Raw genomic sequence first — 15,855 nt, 5'->3', positions numbered from 1 at the left:
TGTCGACATGACGACGAAGGGGACGCCCGGCCGCATGATCCGCGTGGACGACGAGACGTGGGCCGCGTTCGGCGAGGTGTGCGATGCCAAGGGCTTGTCGCGTGCCGCTGACCTGCGCGTCTACATCAAGCGCGAGATCACCGCCCACAAGAAGCGGCTTCGCGCCGAGCAGTCGTCCGACTGACATCCCCTCCTCCTTCCGGCCCCGCTGTGCGGGGCCTTTGTCGTGCGCTCAGGTGTTGCGTCGGGCGGGTTGGCTGGTGAGGTGCCAGCCGCGGCAGGCTCCGCACCGGTAGGCGCGCTGCTCTCGGCGCCGGCCCCCGCCGCGGCGGTTGATGACCGCGAGTGCGAGTTGGGCGCCGATCCGGTCCCGGTAGCGGCGCTTGCCGGATGGGCAGGTGCGGGTCATGCGGTCGGCCATCCGTTGTTGCGCCAGCCGGCGACGGTGCTGCGGTCTGACCGGATACGCCTGCCGATGGCCGCGTTGTCGTAGCCGCGGTTGGCGAGCAGCCGGGCGGCGCGGATCTTTTCGGGCAGGGTGAGGTTGACCGGTTCGCCGTTCATGGCCTTCTCGATGGCGATGAGGTCCAAATCGCCGTCGACCGTGGCGGTCGTAGACGGGTAGATGCGGTCCGCGGTGCGGCCGACCCGGCGGGCGATCATGCGGCGGCCTTGTCGCGCTGGCGCCACAGCTCCTGCTGGAGGTGCTGTCGGGTGATGCCGATCCGTTCGGCAGCCGTGTCGTAGTCGCATCCCTGGGCGAGGAGTTCGCGGGCGTCGTGGGCGATGGCGGCACCACGGCCGGATGCGGCGGCCCGCGAGCGGCCCATGGCGACCATGAAGTCGCGGTGCGGCAGATGCCGATGCGCCGTCTTCCACTCGGCGTGAGCGGTGTCGCAAGCCGGACAGGCGGCAATGGCGCTGAGCCGGTGGGTCCACCAGCCGCGGTCCGTTCCGCAGTAGCCGGTCCAATCAGGGAAGGCGTTCGGGTCGTCGATGGTGTCGTCGTCCCAGGCGGCTGGGGGTGCGAAGCGCTCGCGCTCGGCCCGGCGCAGGCTCCTCGTCAGACTGCCGGGCGTCCCGGAGAGCTCCCTGTACGCCTTGTCGACGCGCTGTGCGAGGTCGTGGTGGATGGTCTCCGGCCGGCCGTTGATGAGGTTGCTGCCGGTGGAACGGACGATGCCCGCCGTCTCGGCGATGAGGTGCGAGGGGTGGCCGAGCGCGATGAGCGCGCGGAATCGGCGGATCGAACCGATGGCGGGGACGGACCGGTTGCCGGCTGAGGCGGTGCCGGGGCGGAGGGCGAGGATCTCGTTGGAGAGGGCCCTGGTGATGCGCTTGCGTGATCCGTTGGTGATGGCCGCGAGGGATGCTCGGGGCCGCCCGATGCGTTCGGCGAGGATGGTCAGGGCGTCGCCGCTGCACGCGAGTTGCTTCAGGTGTTCGCGGGCAGGGGTGACGTCGACGAGGAGGCTGCGTCCGGTGGCGGCGAGGTAGCGGCGGTGCTTGGAGTAGGCGCGGTCCGCTTTCCGGCATGGCGGGCAAGTGCAGGGCGGCCTGCCGGTGCCCTGGCTGCCGCGGGCCCGGCTTGTTGTGCCGTGGGGCGGGAGTTGGCGTGTCCGGGTCTTGATGCTCACGTCCGCTCCTTCCGGGTGCGGTTGATGCGCCGGGCGCCGGTGACGGCGGCCCAGGCGAGGGCGAGGCAGATCAGGAAAGGGATGGTGGCGACGAGCGCGGCGAGCACGACGGCGAACCACAGGCCGCCCGCGGCGAGGAGGGTGGCGGGGCTCATGCCGTCCACCGCCTGGCGGGGATCCCGGCCTTGCTGAGGCGGCGCAGGCAGTCGGCGGTGCCGGTGGAGTTGCCGACCTGGAAGGCCATGGCCAGCAGCGGCTTCCGGTCGACCATGTTCTGGTTGCGGCGGTGGCCGGCCCACGGGCAGTAGTCGGTGCCGTCGCGGCGCGTCTTGCGGTGGTCAGGCGGGCAGTTGTCCGCGCAGGGGCCTTCCCAGTCGGCTTCGACGGGGGTGTGCGCGATGCTGTCACCAAGTCGAGCCTCAGCCCATTCGCCGCACATGCGGTCGGCGCCGGGGGCGGTGCCTTCCATGACGTCGATGCCGGTGTAGCCGTCCTGGAGCGCGTCATGCCACGCCTCCGTGAGAGCCCAACCGATCAGGTCGCGGTCGATCCAGGCGCGGGAACCCAGACCGAGGACCAAGGCGAGACGCGGGGCGCTCATGCCGCGCTCCGTCGTGCGGCGCGGCGCTTGGCGGCGACCTCGACGCCCTTCGCGGACAACTTCCAGACTGCGATGGGGTGCCCGTGGGTGGCCGGGGAGGTCGATGGCACGTACTGCCCGGTGTGCTCGATCACCCCGCCCTGCCGCAGCGCGTTGATCGCGGCACCGAGGAAGCCGTGCCCCAGCTCGGGCAGGACGTCGCGAAGGTCGTTGCAGCTGAAGGTGTCGTGCTCCCAGCCGAAGACGAGGACGGCCTGCTCGACGAGGAACTGGGACCACTTCGACTGGGCGGCGATGTCGGCGAGGCGAAGGTCGCGGCCGGCGGCGGCGTGGCGCTCGGCCACGGACAGGCGGCGGGTCATGCCGCACCGCCGAGCTGTCGCCGCGGCAGGCGCACCACCTGTGAGCCCGGCAGCGCCGGCCGGTTACGCGACGGCAGCCCGTCCCGCTCCAGTGCGGCCACCAGGTCGTGCTCCGCGTCGCCCGGGATGATGAGCGTCTGCTGGCGCCGGATCCGCTGCCTGTCGAGCTTCGCCGCGAGGTAGAAGTAGCGCTTGCCCTTCGCGGTAGGGTGCCGGTGCTCCGGGCCGTCCTTCCACTCGCTGTTCCGCTCGTCCCAGCGGGAGTTCCGCTGGTCGATCAGGTAGTCCTTGCGGTACAGGTGCTCGAAGAAGTCCCGCTCCGGCACGGCCGTGAAGTGCGTCTTGTGGAAAACCGTCGGCGTGATGCCCGGGTTCGCCTCGTACTGGTCCGCGACCCGCGCCCGCGGCGACAACTTGGCGTTCGTGGCCACCAGTTCGGCAACCTCAGTACGGGTCTCTTCCAGTTCTGCCGCCTGCTGGGCAGCCAGAGCCAGGGCACCGGCGAACGTCGTTGGGATCACGAAGGGAGCCGACTCGGCCTCGGCCTCCAGCAGATACGTGCGGACCCGGCGAGCGACCGGAGACTCAGTGAGGAGCTGGCCCACATTCAGGATCGCCCGGCGCGGAAGAACGGTCAGCGACCGAGCCCTCGGGTTTGCGTCCGTCAGATTGACGGACGCAAACAATCGGTACTCCTCGCCCCGGAGGACACGCATTCCGTTCTCGGTGAGCTCCTCGCGGTTGCGCCGAATGACGCTTTCGATGGCCTCGTAGTCGGCCTCGTAGTAAGCGGCGACCACGGCGATGTCCGCGTGCATGCCGTCGGGCAGCAACGCGAGCGCCTTGACCTTGTCGAGCACCTCGACCCGGTCGGCGGTCTGCTCGCGCATGGTGCGGGACTCGGTAAGTACAAGGTCGTTGGGGAGGTCGGTCATGAGGCGGACTCCTCATCCGTGGCGATGGCCTCGATGTGGAGACCGGGCAGTTGGGGGTCGATGGTGTGGCGGCGGCCGTCGGCGGTCGTCAGGTCGAATTCCAGGCCGCGCCGGTCGCCAGCGGTCCACTGCATGGCGTCGGCGACCGTGGCCTCGAACGTGACCCGAACCCGCGTGCCCCTTCGGGCGAGCGCTCGAAGGCGCGCTTCCTCGTTGCTGAGGGCGTGCATCGGTCGGGCCTTCGGTGCGTGCATGACGGTGACGCGGGTCGGCCGCAGTCCGGGGACCGGGTTGTTGCAGCGGCAGGCGACTTGCTCGGGGTCTGGCGGCTGGACCTTGCAGGACTTGCGGCACCGGCCGCAGTACCAGACCAGGAGTGTCGACTCGGGGAGGTGGATGGTCACCACGCCACCGCCGTCTCCTGCCGAAGGGCCGCGTTGGCGATGTCCTCGCCGGGGGTCCAGAAGCCGAGGGCGCCTTTGGCGGGTACGGGCTCGGGGAGGGCGGTGACGTCGGTGAGCGTCCAGTGGTAGACGTTCTCCTCGCCCCACGGCCCGCAGCAGGTGCCGTCGTCGGAGTAGTGGCAGCCGGTGATCGTGGCGACGGCGACGACCGCGCTGTACACGTCGAGGTGGTCGCCGTAGACGATGGCGTTCTTGTCTCGCTGGGCTCCGGCGTGGATGAGGATGCGCGCGCCCTCGTGCTTGGCGGGGAGTTTCCAGGTGCGGTTCTCAACGCGCTTCGTCTGATGGGCGATGGCGCCAGCCCAGGGCTGGCGGATGGTCAGTGCCTTCATGGCGTGCTCTCCTTGGGTGACGGGGCCGCCCCGCCTGATTTCGGCGGGCGGGACGGCCCCGAAAGCGGTGGATCAGGCGGTGGGCTGGGGCGGGGTGTCGGCCCACGGGTCGGCTTTCACGTCCCACGGGCTAGGTGTGGCGTCCCACTTGGCCCTGCGGTCGGTCGGCGAGAGCCGTGCGTCGCGCGGGTCGCCCCAGCCGAGGTCATCGATATAGGCGTCGACTTCGCGGTCGATGTTCAGGTCGACGGAGTCGAGGTACTGGGCGAGGCCGAGGGCGTGCCGGTGTGCTTCGTCGCCTTCACTGAGGGCGAGCCCTTCAGCGACCTGGCGGATCAGGGCGAACCGCATGGTGTGGATGGTGTGGCGGTACGACGCCGCGTCCGCCGAGGCGGTCTCTCCGGCGGCGAGGGTGGCGTGGATCTGGGCCATGCGGAGGTGGAAGTCGGTGGCGACGGGGTCGACCGGACGGGCGCGGTCGGGACTGCTGACGAACGAGCCCTGGCTGAGGTGCCGTTCGGCTTCGGTGCGGTGGTTGGTGTTCATGCGGCGGCACCGCCGGGCTGGGTGGTCTCGGGCCAGTTGGTGGAGCCCTCGGCGGCGTCGTTGTCCCACGCGCCGTCGGTCGCTGGGGCGTCGCGGGTGACCGCGTACTCGGGCCCGGCGGCCGGAACCGACGACTGCGGGGCCGGTGCGGTGAGGGCGGCGACACTGAGCGGCGCCTTGGCGGGGGCGACTTCGCCGTGGACGTAGCCGTCGACTTCTTCGGCCGCATAGGGCAGTCCGTGCAGGGCATCCGAGGCGATCAGGCGGCACAGCTCGCCAGTCGCGCGGGCGATCAGCATCGTCTTGGGCTGCTTCTTCCACTGGTCCTTGCCGAGGAGCCCGAGCCGCTGGGCGCGCGGGATGTCCCACGCCACCTGCTGCCAGCCCTCGGAGCCCTTGCGGCGGCCCCGCATGACGCAATGGGTTTCGTCGGACTCGACGAGCTCGATCTCGTGCCCCTGGTGCTGGACGATCGCCCGCATGGCGTGCGCACGCAGGGCGGGCTGGCCCTGGATGACGTCGATGGACTTCAGTGCGGTCATCGGTTGGAGCCCCAGCTCCTGGCCGGTGAGGATGGCGGCGGTGATCTCGTCGGGCTTGCCGCGGTAGGCGCCGGCGAAGCTGGTGTTGGCCAGCGACTGGGCGACGAGGTTGGCCTGCCGGGCGGACTCGACCCACTGCATGAGGTCGGTGGTCGGCGGCTGCGGCGCCGTGGTGGCGACGGCCTGCTCGTCGCGGGTGGCAATCTCGTTCGTCACTTCAGGAATTCCTCTGCTTGTCGGAGGGTGGCCCACGTCGGCATGCCGAGCTGCGGGATGGCGGGGACGGGCCCGGTCCAGTCGGGCCAGTCGCCGTTGGCTACGCAGTCCGCGTAGATACGCAAGGCGCGTTCGTTCCGGGCCCGGCCGATGTCCTGGTCCTGGTCGGCGAGTTCGCGGACCGTGACGAGGTACGGGGCCTTCTTCGAGACGAAGACGAAGATGAAGCGGGCGCCCTCGGGTGCGAGCCCGGCTGCCTGGACGCCGTCGATGTAGAGGGCGCCCTGCTGGTGGTAGCTGTAGGACTCGATGGCCTTGCTGCACGCGTCCGGGCTGGAGTCCGTGGTTGTCTTCAGGTCGACGACGAGCGTCACCGCAGGATGTTCGACCAGCCAGTCGGGTCGCACCCGGCAGCGCACTCCGGTGGCGGCATCGGTCCAGTAGATCGACCGCTCTGCCACCCCCTGCATGGCCAGCAGCGGGCCGGCGTCCGGGTGTTGCCGTACCGCTTCCGCCATCGCCTGCACCTGCTCGTACTCGTGACGTAGGAGCGGAACGACGCCCATGTCGTATGCCTCGGCCCGTGCGGACTTCGCCGCCTTGGTGAGGTAGTTGTCGAAGCCGAGAACGTCGATCTCCGGCCCCTCCCCAAGGACCATCAGGTGCGCGGCGTGTCCGAGGTCGAACTCCTTCTTGTGCGCCTGCGGGTTGTCGCGGTCGTACTTGAACTGGGCGGGGCAGCCGGGCGCGAGGATCTTCCGCAGGCCGGTCGAGGAGATGCTGGTCCGGTCGGCGTGGTAGTCGTCGGCGGACAGGCCGTCCACGACAACCGGCTCGGCTATGACCGCGCTCGGCTCGACAGTCGTCGTCACTTCGCACCGTCCTGTTCGTCGAGGCAGTCCTCGCACACGGGGCCTTCGGGCTGGCGGGCGAACGGGCCGGCGGTTCCTTCGCAGCGGACGCAGGCGATCGGCATCAGAAGGGCTCCTCGCGGGTTTCGGCGCCGACGAGGACGCAGCCGCCTTGGCCCATGGAGTTGCCGACGCGGTACATCGCGGCGACGTCGAACGGGTGCTCGTTGGTGACGTCGGCGATGAGGTACTGGATGTGGCCTTCGAAGCTGTCGCGGCTGGCGACTCGCTCCCTCATGTCGTCGAGGAGCTTGAGGAGTTCCTCGCGGCTCATGTTCTGCACGGTGGTGCCTTTCGTTGGGGCCCGCCGCCCGGTGGGGGTCCGGGCGGCGGGTGCGGCGCGCAGGGGGTCACGCCGCGGGAGGGTGGTCAGGCGGCGTCGGCCTTGCGGAGCGCGGAGAGGAAGATGCCGGGCGACTGCTCCAGTGCGTCGCGCACGGTGTCGCCGTCGAGTTCGGCCCGGATCTCGTCGGCGGTCTTGGTCCAGTCAGCAAGGTCCCGAATTGCCCACGCGGCGTCGTCGGCGTCACCGGGGTACTCGAACTTCGCGATGGCGTGACCGGAGTGGTGGCCGAGTCGCCACACGTACAGGTCGGCGCTGGTGAGGAGTTCCTCGGGCTGCCGGTAGACGTGGAGTCCGGGCTGCGGCTCGATGGCCAGGACGAGGATCGGTGTCGCCCGTTGCCGGACGATCAGCTCATGTGTGCATGCGTTCACGGGAGGCTCCTGGGATGCTGGTCTCGGATGCCCGCCGACTTCTCCTCGGCGGGTGTCTGCGTGTGGCCCGCCGTCGCGCCGGTTTGCGGGCACGGCGCGACGGCGGTGTCAGATGAGGACGAGTTCGGACAGTCGGAGTGCGGCCCGCTCGCAGTACTCCTCGTTGGCCTCAATGCCGATGGCACGCCGCCCGGACTGCCGGGCCGCATCCAACGTGCTGCCACTGCCGGCGAACGGATCCAGCACCAGGCCACCAGGTGGGCAGGCGTAGCGGATCAGCGGGTCCAGCAGGGGTACGGGTTTCTCGGTTGGGTGAATCGCCCGGCCCCGCATGCAGGACGCCCCGATGACAGTGGTCACCATGCGGCTCCCGTCGTCGGTCCACGTGTGCCGCTTCCGCTTGCCGATGTGGGGTCCGTGTTCGCCGTTGCGGCGGACGGCATCGCCGGGTTTTGTGCGGCCTTTGACACCACCTGGCGGAACGTGACGCAGCGCCTCGTGGTGGATGTCGCGCCAGGCCCCCTGGTACCAGTGGAGGGCGTATTCGTGTACGCGCCGGAACCGGTCGGTTGACATGCCGGCCCCGGCGTTTTTGTGCCACACCACGTCCTGCGACAGCTTCCAATCGGTGAACTGGTCGCGCCGGTCGAGGAACATGCGCATCGATCCGAAGCACCACATGCTGCGCGTGTGCTGTGCGGCGAGGGTGGGCCAGCCGGTAGGCCACCGGTCCCAGGTGATGGGGGTCTCGTTATAGGGCGGGTCGGCGACGATCAGGTCCGCTTGCACCCCGAGGGCGGGAAGGATCTCCCGCATGTCCCCGAGGTAGAGCTGAACGCGGCCGTCGGGGTCGGACCAGTACGGTTCCATCACGCCACCTCCTGGCCGCTGAGCGCGTTCCACAGGGGCCGGACGTCGATTGGTTCGGTGGCTTGGTCGGCGCCGTTGCTGGTGTCACGGACCATGGGCGGCACGGTGATGGCGGTGGTCTCGGCCTTGTACGCCCGCAGTTCCAGCAGCTCGGCGAGCATGCCGGCGGCCTGCTGTTCGGCTTCCTCAGCCCGCGTGACGGCCTTGCATTCGGCGACCAGTCGCACGTCGGCTACGTCAGCCGCGAGGTTGGCCCGGTGTTCGGCGTGCTGCCAGGCCGTGTACATGTCGGCCCGGTCGGTCATGAGGACGGCGAAGTAGTCGTCCGCCGCCGCCTGCCGGTTCAGCAGCCGGATGTTCTCGTCGCGCAGTTCGGCTATGCGGTCCAGGGCCCGGTGGTGGCCGTGGCCGCGCTGCCACGGGATGGTCAGGCTCACGACGCTGCCGCCTTGGCCTTGACATGCGGGCACCTCGCGGCCAGGTCGATCTCGGCGCGGTACTGAGCCCAGCCCATGAGTTCGAGCCGGTAGCCCTGCCGCTTGTAGCGGTCGCGCTCGCGCTTCATCGGGTACTTCTCCTGCCACGCCTGCTCCTCGGTGGCGTGCGCCTCGTCGCCGTATGCGGCAGTGAGCGCACCGCAGGGGCAGCCGCACGGCGCCCAGGTGATCCAGACGGGTTGGTGAGCGGCAGGGTGTCCTCACCGATTCGAACCATCAGGTCAGGCATTGCGGGTTCCTCCGTGGTTGAGGTGGCGCCCCAGGAGGAGGAGCGCGGTGGATGCGGCGGCGGTCAGCAGCACGCCGCGAAGGGTGAAGAGGGCGGTCACGACGGCCCCCGGGTGGCGAAGAACGCGTCGGTGCCGGGTACGAAGTCGCGGCGGGTGGCCGTCAAGGCCCGGAACGCGGCGACGCCTTCGAGGAACCCGGCCTCCGTGTCGAGACCGACCTTCCGGCCGTGCGCGTCCAGGTCTCCGCCGTCGGCTGCGGCGTTCCATCCGGCCGAGTAGGCGAGCATGAAGAGGCGCGGGTCGTCCGAGTCCCGGGCGCGGGCTTCGGCGATCTCATGGGGCGTCACCGGGCACCGCCCATGAAGTCGTCGGGGACGTCGATGTGGCCGAGGAGGATCGACCGGATGGTGTCCGGGTCGGTGATCCACGCGGGTACGCGCGGCGTGACCCTCTGCGGGTCGAGGTCGAGCGCGTGGACGATGGCGTCGGCGGCAGCCCCGGTGATGACAGGCGGGGCGTCGGCCAACTGCGCGCCGGCGACCGCCGTGTTCGTAGACAGGAACGGGGTCATGCCGCCACCGCCTGGCTGGCGGGGTGCAGCGGGATGACGTCGGCCGTGTCCTGTGCCGCCTCGGCGGCGGCCTGGAACGCGGCGATGACGTTCTTGGCGGTGGTCGACCGCCGGTCGTTCCAGTCGGCGATGCGCTCCAGGTCGTCCTCGTCGACGATGTTCGAGTCGATGCGGGCGGCCAGGATGCCCATTGCGGCGAGGATGCCGGGGGTGATGGTCTCGGGCGGGATCGGGTTGCCGGTGGCGGCGGTGGACAGGGCGCCCAGGGCGCACACCCGGCCGTCCGGGTCGACGTAGGCGCCCTTGGTGTGGCCCTGGTCGCGGAGTATCTGGGCGGCCTGACGGAACAGGTCGGAGGTGGCGGTCACGCTGCCACCGCCTGACGGGCCGCGTCGTACTGGGCGATGGCGTCCTTGATCGCGTGGCAGGCGAACAGGTACCACCAGTCGAAGTCCCGCAGATCCCAGTCGTGGATGCGTCGGAAGGTGAACGGTGCGGGGTGGAGTTCGCCGCTCTTCGGGCGGGCGGTCAGGTGGTGCACGAAGTTCAGGGCCGCGAACAGGGCGTCCGCCTCGTAGTCGACGTTGAACGACTCCGAGTTGAAGATTTCCTTCTGCACGTTCTCGCGAAGCTCCCGATACTGGGGCTCGGCGGCGGCCACTGCCTTCCAGACGTGGGCCTCGAACAGTTCGCGGGAGTAGGAGAACTCGTTGCCGGACTTGCACTTCTCCGACCAGTACGTGGCGTTGATGCCACCCGACTCGGAGGTGCGGCGGAACATCTTGAACATGTCCGGGATTGCGCGGAACACGAACGACTCTCCGTCGCCGGAGAAGACCAACTGGCCGGGCGTGGTGACGACCTCGTACCAGTAGAGCTCGGACTTCGGGTTGCTGAACCGCAGGTGCCGGTACAGGCCGTCGTCGTGCAGCACGGTCATCTCGTGACCGACGGTCTCGGACTTGAAGCGCTTGGCGATGTCGCTCATGACGTTCCTCCGGGCTGGTCGGTCTGGGCGGCGATGAGGGCGTCGAACGCGGCCTCGTACCAGTCGTGGGGCTGCTCGGTGGGGCCGTGTCCGGCCGGGGGGTTCGTCTGGAGGGCGCGGAGCTTCACGCGGGCCTCGACCACCGGCAGCGGCACGTCCAGGCGCTCGATCGGGGCGGCCATCACGCACCGCCCCGCAGGTCGAGGAGGGACTGGTCCCAGCCCATCGGCAGGTGCTCGGTGAGGAGTTGCGTCAGCCAGTCCGGCCGGGCGACGTGGCCGCGACGTCCGTCGTTGCGGGCGGACTCCCAGCCGGTGGTGGTGATCGGCTTACCGGCGACGCCGGACTTCAGGCGGCGCGGGCCGATCACCGCGACGTAGGCGAAGGTCCTGTCACCGCGCTCGGTGCCCTCGGTGAGCTGGAGGGTGATCTCGACGCGGGCCGGGAAGACGACCCGGCTGTTCGACGGATCCGTCAGCGCGTCCTTGCCGGACACCGGGACCACCACGGTCACCTTCGATGCCCGCGTGAATACGTCGGGCAGGAAGTGAATGGTCATCACGCGCCGCCGATCGGGTTGCCGTTGGCGCGCTGCATCTCGGCGAGCGGAGTGGTGACGGGCTCGAACTGGTGGCGGTGGGCCCCGGTCAAGCAGTCGTAGCAGCCGCGCAGTTGAGTGGGCGCTCCATACGTGGTGTCCACGTAGTGCCTGAGCTGGCCGTGGCCACAGACGCAAGGCGGGCCGTCCGGCGTCAGGGCGGTGGGGTTGGTGTCATCCGGGGTGGCGGATGGGATGATGTTGGGCACGTGAAGCCCCTCTCGTTTCAGCAGTTCGGTTGGGGTGGATCGAGGCCCCGCTGCCGGTGTGTCAGAGCCCGGCGGTTGGGGCCGTTTGCCGCTCTAGGCGGCGCGCTGGCGCTGGGCCGGGACGCGGTGCTGACGGGTGAGGCGCGGCTCGGCCGGACGCATCGAGTGCTCGACGCTGTCCACAGCGGCCTGCTCCAGCGAGCGGACCCACGCGTCGACCGTTTCGATACGGGCCGCGACACGCTTCCCGAGGTCGAAGGTCTGCGGGCCCTTGCCGGCCATCCGCCACTTCCGGTACGTGCTCGGGGTGATGCCGAGCCGGGAGGCGATGCCGAGGACCTTGGTCCCGTCGTCGTTCTCGTAGTCATCGATGAAGGCAATGCCGGGCGGCGGCTTCTGCTGCTTGCGGATGGTGGTCATGGGGCTCCTTGTGTGGGGGGCGGTGTGGCCCTTCCGGTATTGCGATTCTGATTCGTATCCGTTTCGGTTCGAACAGGAGACGCTGGTGGCGCGAAAAGGACAAGGACGGCGACACCGACCGCCTCCGCTATGGCGTGAGCTACGCCCATGTCGCAGTCCTTGCGCTCCCCGGTGAGCAGATGGCCGATCAGGGCGTGATGCGGGAGCCCTACGGTTTCGGCCAGTTCTCGGATGCTGTACGGCTTTCCGCGCCCCGGATGATCCATTACGGCTCTCAAGGTCCGGGGGTTGCGCAGGTCATATCGGACGTTCAATGGATCTCCATCGGAACGATTCGGATCTCGATAGGAACAGTGAATCAGATCGTATCCGAATCGTCCACCGATGGGATCGGCCGGATGTGAAGTTTCGGCGATCCGGCCGCTCGGTTAGCATCAATCCGTAGACGATTCGTCTCCGAAGGGGGATGGTTGTACGGCGTGACCTGCAACTTGTGGTATCCAAGACGCGCTACATGAGAGACAACTCGGTGCGGATGACAATCAAGGAGACAGCGGCATGGAGGCCCCAGCCCCCAACCCCACCCGCGACACCACCTCCCGCGACCAGCTTCCCGACGACCTGGTCCGGGACATGGACCGCGACGACCTGAGCCGACTCGTCCGCGAGGTCAACGACGACGGCCGCGGCGTTTCCCTCCAGCAGATGGCCGACCGCGCCGAAGCCGCAGGCTGGCCACTATCCAAGTCGTACTTCCAGAAGATGGCCGCCAACTCCATCTCCGCAGCACCCAACGGAGACCGGCTCCGTGGCCTGGCCGCTGCCACCCAGAAGCCGCTCGATGTCATCACGCGAGCCGCAGCCATCCAGTACCTCGACTACCGAGCCACCGAGCTGGCCGGCTATGACGAAGACATCCGAGTCATCGTCGCCCACCTTGCAGGCATGGAAAAGAGTGAGCGCCGACGGTGGCAGGCCATGATCGAGGCAGACGAGCGGGCGAAGCGCGAGGAGTAGACACTCCGCAACGGTTCCGAACCCGAATCGAATCGGTTCCGTCCAAGCCGTTGTGGTACGCGGTCGGTGACGCTATGTTTCCCGGTCCGAACACTTCGGCACCATGGGCCCCCACTGCCCTGCTTGCCACAATGGGGGTGGATGCATGCTTCACGTCAGCTACACGCTCGCCGACCGTCCCGAGGATGCCCCGGTCCGTGTCACAGAAGGATGCGGATGGGTCAACTACGACCTCTCGCGCGGCTTGTTCCTGCCCGAAGGCGTCGCCGCCCTCAACACAGCCACACAGGCCGTGCTTGCCGGGGGACAGTGGTTCCAGCTGTGGAGAGGCGACGTCGTATCCATGAGGTCGCCCGAAGTGAGAGGGCTCAACCGTGGCCGGATACATCGAGGATCGCTGGCTGACAAAGCGTCCTGACCCCGAGACAGGCAAACGGCGCAGGACAGCCCGGTACGGCCAGGGAAAGCGGTACCGGGTCGCCGGCATCCCCGGAGTGCGGGACCGCAGCTTCGAATCCCTCACCGGCCCTGACGGTGCGAACGCCTGGAAGGCCAAGGCCGAACACGAGTCCACAAAGGGCGAGTTCATCGACCCGCGCGACGGCAACATCCTGCTGCGCGACTACGTCGAAACCGAATGGTGGCCGACGAAGACCGGCGACCCGGCCACGCTGCGCACCATCAAGGGGCGGGTCTGGAATCACATCCTCCCCCACCTTGGCGGCATGCCCCTCAACTCCATCAAGACAGCCCAGCTCCGGGTCTGGTTGAAGACCATCGGCGCCCAGATCGGTGACGGCACGGTCAATGAGGTGTGGGGCTATCTCTCCGTCATCCTGCAAGCCGCCGTGGACGACGAGCGCATCACCAAGAACTACTGCCGTTCCCAGACGACAGTGCGCCCCCCGAGTCGACCGGAACGCAAGGCGCGGGCCTGGCAGAAGGCACGGGTGCTTGCCGTCCGTGAAGCGATGCCGGACCGCTTCCAGGCGATGGTGGACATCGGCGTCGGGGCCGGCCTGCGACAGGGCGAGGTGTTCGGGCTGGCGGTCGAGGACGTCGACGAGGATGAGGGCGTACTTCATGTCCGGCGGCAGGTGAAGAAGATCGGGGCGAAACTGGTCTACGCACTGCCGAAGGGTCGCAAGACCCGCACGGTGCCCGTGCCGCCATATCTCCTGGCCCGGATCGCCGCCCACATGGCGGGCTTTCCGCCGCAGAAGGTCGAACTGCCCTGGGGGGACCCCGACGATCCGGAGACGGAGAAGGAGACGAAGGAGCGGGCGCCTCAGACGTTCGAGCTGATCTTCACGGCGCCCCGGGGCGGCGCTGTACGGCGGGACTCGTGGGATATCCGTGCATGGAAGCCGGCCCTCGCCGCCGCGGGGATCATCCCTGAACCGGAACTTACCAAGCAGCCGATCAAGTCCCGTCCAGGGTTCTTCCGTACCGTGAAGAAGTACGAGGAGAGCAGGGAGTACGGCTTCCACGCCCTGCGCCACACGTTCGCCTCCGTGCAGCTGGACGCGCGGGAGCCGATCGTGGCAGTCTCGAAGTGGCTGGGCCACAAGGATCCGTCGATCACGCTGAAGATCTACGCGCACATGATGCCGGAAGCGGACGGCCGCGGCCGGGCGGCGATGGAAGCCTGGTTCGAAGATCAATCCTAAAAGATCTCCCCAGACGCTCCCCAGAGTCTTCGAAGTGACACCGGAAGGGCCCCTCGCGTGAATCGCGAGGGGCCCCTCTTGATCTGTCAGTGAACGCCCACAGAGGCGAGTGCAGCCTTCTGACCTGCGGTGGGCTCCACGGGCCAGTAGAGGTAACAGACCCCGCCCGTGCCCGAGACGACGGTGCCCGCGGCGTTGTACCGCTTCGTGCGGAGCCAGATGTTCTCCCACTCGCGCCGCTTGTAGATCCGGCGTACGGCCGTATTGCTCGGTGAGGCCGGGTCGTTGGCGATCACGTCGCCGGCGGCTGTGAAGCCGATCACGGTCATCAGATGGCCGGAGGTGCCGTAGCCCGCGCCGGTCAGCTCCTTCTCCAGGAAGGACTGCGAGGTGATGACCGGGATGCCCGCGCGGACCAGCCGCTCGACGTCGGTGAGCGAGCCGAGCCGGGTGACGACGGCGTTCATGTCCCGGTAGCTCGTCGCGTACGCCGCGTTGAAGGGCCAGTTGCCGCAGCCGTCGTACTGGTAGTCGAACGTGTACCGGGCCGCGTGGCAGACCTGCGGGTCGGCGAAGTCCGGGTTCACCCAGGCCAGGTCGGCCGCGCTGGGCTTACGGCCCCAGTACTCGATGATCATCTGCGAGGAGGTGGGGCTGCACCAGGCCTCGCCGCCGTTGTCGTACTCGGGGTACTGGCCGACGTGCGTGTTCTGCGAGTAGCGCGGCACGGTCAGCTCGCGCGTCACCGCGTGTGCCGCGGCCGGGACGGTGAAGCGGTCGGGGATGTCCGAGGCCATCGCGCCGACCCGGTGGACCGTGGGTGTGAGTGTCGTACCCGGCTTGCGGTAGAGCGTCAGACGCAGCTGGTACGACGCGAGGCGCAGACCGCTCGCCGGGTCGTCGACGGCGAAGGTGTCGGTCCAGACGGTGCTGCGGTCGTCCGTCTGGTCGTCGACGGACGTACGGCGGATGTCGCCGTCCCCGGACGCCCAGCGGCCCATCACGTACCAGGGGGTCGCGACGCCGTCCGAGTAGGTGCCGCGCAGCTCCGTCTGGATCCAGGTGCCCGTCGGGGTGTCGGCGTTCCAGGAGGCGATGGCCTCGGTGGCCGGGACCGTGGAGCGGTGGACGGGCGAGGTCCAGGTCGCGTACTCCCAGGTGGTGGTCCTGCCGGTGTGCGGGTCGGCGTAGTCGGTGCTGCCCGCGGGGGTGGCGACGACCAGGCCGGGCCGGGTGCCGGTCAGGACCTTCGTGCCGTTGCCCCTGCCGCCGCGCCAGTCGGCGGACGAGCTCCAGAAGCGGTTGTCCACGGGAGTGCCCGCCCGGTGGTCGGCGGCCGGCGGGCCGGGGCGGGCGGACGGCGCGGAGGAAGCGGACGGTGCGGAAGGAGCGGACGCCATGGCGGGCGCGGCGGCGGAGAGGGCGCCCGCGCCGGCCGCGGCGAGGGCGGTGGCGAGCACCGTACGGCGCGACGCCGAGCTGTTCCGGGACGGAGCTGGGTTGTTCATCGGACCCCCGGGTC

30 protein-coding genes are annotated in these 15,855 nt (G+C 69.2%); 4 read left to right on the top strand and 26 right to left on the bottom strand.

Annotation, left to right across the window (positions count from 1 at the left end; all coding sequences use genetic code 11):
* The first annotated feature begins 7 nt into the window (after positions 1 to 7).
* Positions 8 to 184 carry a hypothetical protein gene (locus OIE74_RS32690; protein ID WP_329390108.1) on the top strand — a complete coding sequence of 59 codons (177 nt, stop codon included), beginning with the start codon at positions 8 to 10 and terminating at the stop codon, positions 182 to 184.
* A gap of 48 nt (positions 185 to 232) precedes the next feature.
* Here the strand turns inward: OIE74_RS32690 and OIE74_RS32685 are convergent, their stop codons facing one another.
* The 25 genes from OIE74_RS32685 to OIE74_RS32565 all read right to left on the bottom strand — a co-directional run bounded on the left by OIE74_RS32685 (position 233) and on the right by OIE74_RS32565 (position 11,646).
* The gene (locus OIE74_RS32685) at positions 233 to 409 is read right to left on the bottom strand and encodes a hypothetical protein (protein ID WP_329390106.1); all 177 of its coding nucleotides are present in this window, start codon (positions 407 to 409) and stop codon (positions 233 to 235) included.
* Positions 406 to 663, bottom strand: coding sequence for a hypothetical protein (locus OIE74_RS32680; RefSeq protein ID WP_329390104.1), 258 nt, complete (start codon positions 661 to 663; stop codon positions 406 to 408). Before OIE74_RS32680 ends, OIE74_RS32685 begins: the two co-directional genes overlap by 4 nt.
* Positions 660 to 1,637 (bottom strand): hypothetical protein, encoded by a 978-nt coding sequence (locus OIE74_RS32675; RefSeq protein WP_329390102.1) that lies wholly within the window; start codon positions 1,635 to 1,637, stop codon positions 660 to 662. Before OIE74_RS32675 ends, OIE74_RS32680 begins: the two co-directional genes overlap by 4 nt.
* The gene (locus OIE74_RS32670; protein ID WP_329390100.1) at positions 1,634 to 1,792 is read right to left on the bottom strand and encodes a hypothetical protein; all 159 of its coding nucleotides are present in this window, start codon (positions 1,790 to 1,792) and stop codon (positions 1,634 to 1,636) included. Before OIE74_RS32670 ends, OIE74_RS32675 begins: the two co-directional genes overlap by 4 nt.
* Positions 1,789 to 2,238, bottom strand: coding sequence for a hypothetical protein (locus OIE74_RS32665; RefSeq protein ID WP_329390098.1), 450 nt, complete (start codon positions 2,236 to 2,238; stop codon positions 1,789 to 1,791). Before OIE74_RS32665 ends, OIE74_RS32670 begins: the two co-directional genes overlap by 4 nt.
* Positions 2,235 to 2,600: a hypothetical protein gene (locus OIE74_RS32660; protein ID WP_329390096.1), complete on the bottom strand. Its 366-nt coding sequence runs from the start codon at positions 2,598 to 2,600 to the stop codon at positions 2,235 to 2,237. Before OIE74_RS32660 ends, OIE74_RS32665 begins: the two co-directional genes overlap by 4 nt.
* On the bottom strand, positions 2,597 to 3,535 hold the full coding sequence (locus OIE74_RS32655) for a hypothetical protein (protein WP_329390094.1): 939 nt from the start codon (positions 3,533 to 3,535) through the stop codon (positions 2,597 to 2,599). The genes OIE74_RS32660 and OIE74_RS32655 overlap by 4 nt, the downstream gene beginning before the upstream one ends.
* Complete coding sequence (locus OIE74_RS32650) at positions 3,532 to 3,942, bottom strand: hypothetical protein (protein ID WP_329390092.1); 411 nt, start codon at positions 3,940 to 3,942, stop codon at positions 3,532 to 3,534. Before OIE74_RS32650 ends, OIE74_RS32655 begins: the two co-directional genes overlap by 4 nt.
* Positions 3,936 to 4,331 carry a hypothetical protein gene (locus OIE74_RS32645; RefSeq protein WP_329390090.1) on the bottom strand — a complete coding sequence of 132 codons (396 nt, stop codon included), beginning with the start codon at positions 4,329 to 4,331 and terminating at the stop codon, positions 3,936 to 3,938. Before OIE74_RS32645 ends, OIE74_RS32650 begins: the two co-directional genes overlap by 7 nt.
* A gap of 72 nt (positions 4,332 to 4,403) precedes the next feature.
* Positions 4,404 to 4,877, bottom strand: coding sequence for a hypothetical protein (locus OIE74_RS32640; RefSeq protein ID WP_329390088.1), 474 nt, complete (start codon positions 4,875 to 4,877; stop codon positions 4,404 to 4,406).
* Positions 4,874 to 5,635, bottom strand: coding sequence for a hypothetical protein (locus OIE74_RS32635; protein ID WP_329390086.1), 762 nt, complete (start codon positions 5,633 to 5,635; stop codon positions 4,874 to 4,876). Before OIE74_RS32635 ends, OIE74_RS32640 begins: the two co-directional genes overlap by 4 nt.
* Entirely contained in the window at positions 5,632 to 6,507 is an 876-nt protein-coding gene (locus tag OIE74_RS32630) for a PD-(D/E)XK nuclease-like domain-containing protein (protein ID WP_329390084.1), read from the bottom strand. The genes OIE74_RS32635 and OIE74_RS32630 overlap by 4 nt, the downstream gene beginning before the upstream one ends.
* A gap of 103 nt (positions 6,508 to 6,610) precedes the next feature.
* Positions 6,611 to 6,820 (bottom strand): hypothetical protein, encoded by a 210-nt coding sequence (locus tag OIE74_RS32625; protein ID WP_329390082.1) that lies wholly within the window; start codon positions 6,818 to 6,820, stop codon positions 6,611 to 6,613.
* Positions 6,821 to 6,915: 95 nt separating this feature from the next.
* Positions 6,916 to 7,263 (bottom strand): hypothetical protein, encoded by a 348-nt coding sequence (locus tag OIE74_RS32620; RefSeq protein ID WP_329390080.1) that lies wholly within the window; start codon positions 7,261 to 7,263, stop codon positions 6,916 to 6,918.
* A gap of 108 nt (positions 7,264 to 7,371) precedes the next feature.
* Positions 7,372 to 8,079, bottom strand: coding sequence for a DNA-methyltransferase (locus OIE74_RS32615; protein ID WP_329390078.1), 708 nt, complete (start codon positions 8,077 to 8,079; stop codon positions 7,372 to 7,374).
* A 53-nt stretch (positions 8,080 to 8,132) separates the two neighbouring features.
* Positions 8,133 to 8,570, bottom strand: coding sequence for a hypothetical protein (locus OIE74_RS32610; protein WP_329390076.1), 438 nt, complete (start codon positions 8,568 to 8,570; stop codon positions 8,133 to 8,135).
* Positions 8,567 to 8,698: a hypothetical protein gene (locus OIE74_RS32605; protein WP_329390074.1), complete on the bottom strand. Its 132-nt coding sequence runs from the start codon at positions 8,696 to 8,698 to the stop codon at positions 8,567 to 8,569. The genes OIE74_RS32610 and OIE74_RS32605 overlap by 4 nt, the downstream gene beginning before the upstream one ends.
* A 257-nt stretch (positions 8,699 to 8,955) precedes the next feature.
* The gene (locus OIE74_RS32600; protein WP_329390072.1) at positions 8,956 to 9,207 is read right to left on the bottom strand and encodes a hypothetical protein; all 252 of its coding nucleotides are present in this window, start codon (positions 9,205 to 9,207) and stop codon (positions 8,956 to 8,958) included.
* Positions 9,204 to 9,431, bottom strand: coding sequence for a hypothetical protein (locus tag OIE74_RS32595; protein ID WP_329390070.1), 228 nt, complete (start codon positions 9,429 to 9,431; stop codon positions 9,204 to 9,206). The genes OIE74_RS32600 and OIE74_RS32595 overlap by 4 nt, the downstream gene beginning before the upstream one ends.
* On the bottom strand, positions 9,428 to 9,799 hold the full coding sequence (locus OIE74_RS32590) for a DUF6197 family protein (protein ID WP_329390068.1): 372 nt from the start codon (positions 9,797 to 9,799) through the stop codon (positions 9,428 to 9,430). The genes OIE74_RS32595 and OIE74_RS32590 overlap by 4 nt, the downstream gene beginning before the upstream one ends.
* Positions 9,796 to 10,419 (bottom strand): hypothetical protein, encoded by a 624-nt coding sequence (locus OIE74_RS32585; RefSeq protein WP_329390066.1) that lies wholly within the window; start codon positions 10,417 to 10,419, stop codon positions 9,796 to 9,798. The genes OIE74_RS32590 and OIE74_RS32585 overlap by 4 nt, the downstream gene beginning before the upstream one ends.
* Complete coding sequence (locus OIE74_RS32580; RefSeq protein WP_329390063.1) at positions 10,416 to 10,601, bottom strand: hypothetical protein; 186 nt, start codon at positions 10,599 to 10,601, stop codon at positions 10,416 to 10,418. Before OIE74_RS32580 ends, OIE74_RS32585 begins: the two co-directional genes overlap by 4 nt.
* A complete protein-coding gene (locus tag OIE74_RS32575; RefSeq protein ID WP_329390061.1) occupies positions 10,601 to 10,978 on the bottom strand; it encodes a hypothetical protein in 378 nt (125 codons plus the stop codon). The genes OIE74_RS32580 and OIE74_RS32575 overlap by 1 nt, the downstream gene beginning before the upstream one ends.
* Positions 10,978 to 11,226 carry a hypothetical protein gene (locus tag OIE74_RS32570; RefSeq protein WP_329390058.1) on the bottom strand — a complete coding sequence of 83 codons (249 nt, stop codon included), beginning with the start codon at positions 11,224 to 11,226 and terminating at the stop codon, positions 10,978 to 10,980. Before OIE74_RS32570 ends, OIE74_RS32575 begins: the two co-directional genes overlap by 1 nt.
* Before the next feature lie 93 nt (positions 11,227 to 11,319).
* Entirely contained in the window at positions 11,320 to 11,646 is a 327-nt protein-coding gene (locus OIE74_RS32565) for a helix-turn-helix transcriptional regulator (protein WP_329390056.1), read from the bottom strand.
* Positions 11,647 to 11,780: 134 nt separating this feature from the next.
* Between OIE74_RS32565 and OIE74_RS32560 the strand changes: the two genes are divergently transcribed.
* From OIE74_RS32560 to OIE74_RS32550, 3 genes are all read left to right on the top strand, one after another.
* Positions 11,781 to 12,050 (top strand): hypothetical protein, encoded by a 270-nt coding sequence (locus tag OIE74_RS32560; protein WP_329390053.1) that lies wholly within the window; start codon positions 11,781 to 11,783, stop codon positions 12,048 to 12,050.
* 154 nt (positions 12,051 to 12,204) lie between these two features.
* Positions 12,205 to 12,663, top strand: coding sequence for a hypothetical protein (locus OIE74_RS32555; RefSeq protein WP_329390052.1), 459 nt, complete (start codon positions 12,205 to 12,207; stop codon positions 12,661 to 12,663).
* Between the two features lie 374 nt (positions 12,664 to 13,037).
* On the top strand, positions 13,038 to 14,333 hold the full coding sequence (locus OIE74_RS32550) for a tyrosine-type recombinase/integrase (protein ID WP_329390050.1): 1,296 nt from the start codon (positions 13,038 to 13,040) through the stop codon (positions 14,331 to 14,333).
* Between the two features lie 86 nt (positions 14,334 to 14,419).
* On the opposite strand, the gene OIE74_RS32545 is transcribed toward OIE74_RS32550, so the two are convergent.
* Positions 14,420 to 15,841: a peptidase C39 family protein gene (locus OIE74_RS32545; protein ID WP_329390048.1), complete on the bottom strand. Its 1,422-nt coding sequence runs from the start codon at positions 15,839 to 15,841 to the stop codon at positions 14,420 to 14,422.
* Between the last annotated feature and the right edge of the window lie 14 nt (positions 15,842 to 15,855).

Source organism: Streptomyces sp. NBC_01716 (genome assembly GCF_036248275.1).
Classification (GTDB): domain Bacteria; phylum Actinomycetota; class Actinomycetes; order Streptomycetales; family Streptomycetaceae; genus Streptomyces.
The sequence above is the reverse complement of the archived record's forward strand: the minus strand, read 5'-3'. Positions and strand labels throughout refer to the sequence as shown.

Excerpts from the sequence above, each read along its gene's own strand:
- OIE74_RS32670 (WP_329390100.1), bottom strand. The coding sequence starts at position 1,792 with ATGAGCCCCGCCACCCTCCTCGCCGCGGGCGGCCTGTGGTTCGCCGTC.
- OIE74_RS32685 (WP_329390106.1), bottom strand. The coding sequence starts at position 409 with ATGACCCGCACCTGCCCATCCGGCAAGCGCCGCTACCGGGACCGGATC.
- OIE74_RS32605 (WP_329390074.1), bottom strand. The coding sequence starts at position 8,698 with ATGAAGCGCGAGCGCGACCGCTACAAGCGGCAGGGCTACCGGCTCGAA.
- OIE74_RS32580 (WP_329390063.1), bottom strand. The coding sequence starts at position 10,601 with ATGGCCGCCCCGATCGAGCGCCTGGACGTGCCGCTGCCGGTGGTCGAG.
- OIE74_RS32645 (WP_329390090.1), bottom strand. The coding sequence starts at position 4,331 with ATGAAGGCACTGACCATCCGCCAGCCCTGGGCTGGCGCCATCGCCCAT.
- OIE74_RS32660 (WP_329390096.1), bottom strand. The coding sequence starts at position 2,600 with ATGACCCGCCGCCTGTCCGTGGCCGAGCGCCACGCCGCCGCCGGCCGC.
- OIE74_RS32555 (WP_329390052.1), top strand. The coding sequence starts at position 12,205 with ATGGAGGCCCCAGCCCCCAACCCCACCCGCGACACCACCTCCCGCGAC.
- OIE74_RS32625 (WP_329390082.1), bottom strand. The coding sequence starts at position 6,820 with ATGAGCCGCGAGGAACTCCTCAAGCTCCTCGACGACATGAGGGAGCGA.
- OIE74_RS32615 (WP_329390078.1), bottom strand. The coding sequence starts at position 8,079 with ATGCGGGAGATCCTTCCCGCCCTCGGGGTGCAAGCGGACCTGATCGTC.
- OIE74_RS32595 (WP_329390070.1), bottom strand. The coding sequence starts at position 9,431 with ATGACCCCGTTCCTGTCTACGAACACGGCGGTCGCCGGCGCGCAGTTG.
- OIE74_RS32545 (WP_329390048.1), bottom strand. The coding sequence starts at position 15,841 with ATGAACAACCCAGCTCCGTCCCGGAACAGCTCGGCGTCGCGCCGTACG.
- OIE74_RS32680 (WP_329390104.1), bottom strand. The coding sequence starts at position 663 with ATGATCGCCCGCCGGGTCGGCCGCACCGCGGACCGCATCTACCCGTCT.
- OIE74_RS32565 (WP_329390056.1), bottom strand. The coding sequence starts at position 11,646 with ATGACCACCATCCGCAAGCAGCAGAAGCCGCCGCCCGGCATTGCCTTC.
- OIE74_RS32575 (WP_329390061.1), bottom strand. The coding sequence starts at position 10,978 with ATGACCATTCACTTCCTGCCCGACGTATTCACGCGGGCATCGAAGGTG.
- OIE74_RS32585 (WP_329390066.1), bottom strand. The coding sequence starts at position 10,419 with ATGAGCGACATCGCCAAGCGCTTCAAGTCCGAGACCGTCGGTCACGAG.
- OIE74_RS32690 (WP_329390108.1), top strand. The coding sequence starts at position 8 with ATGACGACGAAGGGGACGCCCGGCCGCATGATCCGCGTGGACGACGAG.
- OIE74_RS32665 (WP_329390098.1), bottom strand. The coding sequence starts at position 2,238 with ATGAGCGCCCCGCGTCTCGCCTTGGTCCTCGGTCTGGGTTCCCGCGCC.
- OIE74_RS32640 (WP_329390088.1), bottom strand. The coding sequence starts at position 4,877 with ATGAACACCAACCACCGCACCGAAGCCGAACGGCACCTCAGCCAGGGC.
- OIE74_RS32655 (WP_329390094.1), bottom strand. The coding sequence starts at position 3,535 with ATGACCGACCTCCCCAACGACCTTGTACTTACCGAGTCCCGCACCATG.